The following is a 3277-nucleotide window of genomic DNA, read 5'->3' as shown; positions in this document are numbered from 1 at the left end:
CTCCACCCCCACCGCGCCCACCATCCCGGGCGCGGGCAGCGTGGCGCCGGAGGTGCAGCTGTGCCTCCAGCACCTGAAGCCGTCGGAGCGGGACCGGGCCGCGAAGGCGCTGGGGCCGCTGGAGTCCGTGCCGCTCTACCGCGTGCAGCTGGAGGTGGAGCCCAAGGAGCGGCGCGTCTGGGGCAAGGTGCAGGTGGAGCTGGTGGCGAAGGGGCCCCAGCCGGTGACGGAGCTGTACCTGCGGCTGACGCCCAACACCCGCTCCCGGCAGGTGACGCTCTCCGGCGCGAAGCTCAACGGCAAGGCCGTGGCGCTGGAGCTGGGACCGGAGCCCACGTTGCAGCGCATTGCTGTAGAGCCGCCCGTGGCCCCGGGCGGCACCGTGTCGCTGGAGGTCGCGGTGAAGGGGACGGTGCCCAAGGCGGCGCCGGGCGCGGAGTCGCTCCTGGGCGGGGGAGGGCTCATGGGCGGTGGGAAGGCCGGCGCGGATGACCACGGGGCCTTCTCCGCCACGGCGGACGTGGTGAGCCTGGTGGGCGTGGTGCCGCAGGTGCCGCCCATGGATGACCAGGGCCAACCGTGGGCCGGCCCGCAGGGCACGGGCGACCTGGCGCTGTACGAACCCGCGCACGTGCTGGCCACGCTCACCGTGCCGGCGGGCTGGACTGCGCACGCCACCGGGACGCCCCTGGGCGCGGTGCCCGAGCGCGACGGACGCGTGCGCTACAGCTTCGCGGCGGCGGCGGTGCGCGACTTCCCGGTGCTGGTGACGCGCGGCTACCAGTCCGCCACCGCCACGGTGAACGGCGTCACGGTGGAGAGCCACTTCGCGGCCCAGGACGCGGCCGTGGGCAAGCGCGTGCTCAAGTACGCGTCGCAGGCCCTGACGGAGTTCGAGAAGCGCCTGGGCCCCTTGCCCTTCACCCACTTCCGCGTGGTGCAGGCGCCGCTGAGCGGAGGCGCGGGCGGCATGGAGTTCCCCGGGCTGGTGACGGTGGGGACGTCGCTCTACCGCGCGAAGCAGGACCCCCTGTCGATGCTGTCGGGCATGCCCGGCATGGAGGCCTTCCAGGCGCTCCTGGGCGCGCAGGGCGCGGGCCTGTTGGCGCAGATGGGCGAGTCCCTGGAGCGCACGCTGGAGTTCACCGTGGCGCACGAGGTGGCGCACCAGTACTTCGCGGGGCTCGTGGGCTCGGACCCCATCCACGACCCGGTGGTGGACGAGTCCCTGGCGCAGTACGCGGCGCTCCTCTACATGGAATGGGCCCACGGCCCGGAGGCCGCCGAGTCCCTGCGCAACGAGGCCCTGGTGATGCCCTACCAGTTCTTCCGGCTGGCCGGCGGCAACGACGGCCGCGCGGACCGGCCCACGGGCGACTTCGACGGCGGAGAGCTGGAGTACGGCGCGCTCGTGTACGGCAAGGCGCCGCTGCTGCACCACGCATCGCGCAAGCTGGTGGGGGACAGCGCCTTCTTCAAGGCCCTGCGCGCGTACGTGGACACGTACCGCTTCAAGTGGGCGTGCAAGGCGTGCTTCACGCAGGAGCTGGCGAAGGCGAGCCCCACGAACGCGAAGGCGCTGGGGCAGCTGCGCACGCGCTGGTGGGAGGAGGCCCACGGCGACGAGGACCTGGGCGCCGCGGACCTCCAGGGACTCATGGGGGCCATGGGCGGAGACCTGGGCGACGTGAAGCTGGACGCCCAGACGCAGCAACTGCTGGAACAGCTGCTGCCCCAGCTCATGGGGCAGTGAGCCGGACGCTGCTCAGTCGAACAGCGCCTGCACGAACTCGCGCGGCTCGAAGCGGCGCAGGTCGGCGGGCTTCTCGCCCACGCCCACCCAGACCACGGGCAGCTTCAGCTCGTCGCAGATACCGATGATGACGCCGCCCTTGGCGGTGCCGTCCAGCTTGGTGAGCGCGATGGCGCTGACGCCCACGGCCTCGTGGAACTGCTTGGCCTGCTGGATGGCGTTCTGCCCGTTGGTGGCGTCCAGCACGAGCAGCACTTCATGGGGCGCGCCGGGCAGCGCCTTGTCCATCACGCGCTTGACCTTCTTGAGCTCCTCCATGAGCGGGGCCTTGGTGTGCAGCCGGCCCGCGGTGTCCGCGATGATGACGTCGGCGCCCTCCGCCTGGGCCTTCTTCACCGCCTCGAAGATGACGGCGCTCGGGTCACCGCCATCCGGGCCCTTCACCAGCTGCGCCCCGCCGCGTCCGGCCCACACGTCCAGCTGCTCCGTGGCGGCGGCGCGGAAGGTGTCGCCCGCGGCGAGCACCACCTTCTTGCCCTTGCCGGTGAGCTGCGCGGCCAGCTTGCCGATGGTCGTCGTCTTCCCGGCGCCGTTGACGCCCACCACCATCACCACGTGCGGCGGGCCTCCGCCCTCCAGCGAGCGCGGCACGGGCAGGTCCACCATGCGCGCCACCTCGTCGCGGATGGCGCCCTTGATGCGCTCCGGATCCTTCAGCTCGGAGCGCTTGAGCTTGTCGCGCGCCACCTCCACCAGGTGGTCCGCGGTGCGCACGCCGATGTCGGCGGTGAAGAGGATCTCCTCCAGCTCCGACAGCACGGACTCGTCCATGGCGCGTTGTCCGCCGAACAGGCCGTTGAGCCGCGCCATGAAGCCCTGGTTCTTCGTGCGGTCCAGCCCCTGCGCCAGGGTGCGTCCGCCCTCCGCCTCCACCTTGGCGCGCGCCGCCGCGGCCTCCGCCTGACGGGCGGCCTCCGCCTGGGCGGCCTCCTGGGCCAGCGCCTCGTCGCGCAGGCGCACCGCCTCGGCCTGCTCCCGCTTGCGGCGCTCGCGCGTCTCGTCGTCGAGGAGCTTCTTGGCGCGGTACTCGACGCGCTTGGCCTCCTCCTCGCGCTCCTTGAGGGCGCGGACCTGCGCCTCCAGCCGGGCCTTCTCCGCCGGGTCCTTCGCGGCGTGGGCGGCGAACGAGGCCGTCTCGCGCTCGCGGCGCAGCTCGTCCATGCGCGCGTGGGCGTCGTCCAGCTCGCGGCGCCGGGCGAGCTCCGCCTCGTTGGGCGGCAGCTCCACGCGCAGCTCGGGGCGCTCCGCGGGCAGCTGGGGCGCCTCGGCTTCGGGCTTCCGGGCTTCCGGCACGCGCTTCTTACCGAAGAGCTTGCGCGCCGCGACGAGCGCCAGGACGACGAAGAGGGCCGCGCCACCAATGCCAACGACCTCGCCGCCGGTGAGCCCGGTGTCCGGCGGGGTCCCCGTGCCCGGCTGCGTCGTCCCGCCGGACACCGGGCTCACCGGCGGCGAGGTCGTTGG

General features: G+C 73.3%; 2 protein-coding genes. One reads left to right on the top strand and one right to left on the bottom strand.

Annotated elements, in window-relative coordinates; translation table 11 throughout:
• Positions 1–1753 (top strand): M1 family aminopeptidase (locus tag D7W81_RS40550; RefSeq protein ID WP_438503405.1); only part of this gene is annotated, 1753 nt, incomplete at its 5' end.
• A 12-nt stretch (positions 1754–1765) separates the two neighbouring features.
• Here D7W81_RS40550 and ftsY read toward each other — a convergent pair.
• Positions 1766–3259, bottom strand: a complete 1494-nt coding sequence (gene ftsY, locus D7W81_RS40545; protein ID WP_279637942.1) for a signal recognition particle-docking protein FtsY — start codon at positions 3257–3259, stop codon at positions 1766–1768.
• Positions 3260–3277: the final 18 nt, after the last annotated feature.

This window comes from Corallococcus aberystwythensis, from assembly GCF_003612165.1.
Lineage (GTDB): Bacteria > Myxococcota > Myxococcia > Myxococcales > Myxococcaceae > Corallococcus > Corallococcus aberystwythensis.
The sequence above is the reverse complement of the archived record's forward strand: the minus strand, read 5'-3'. Positions and strand labels throughout refer to the sequence as shown.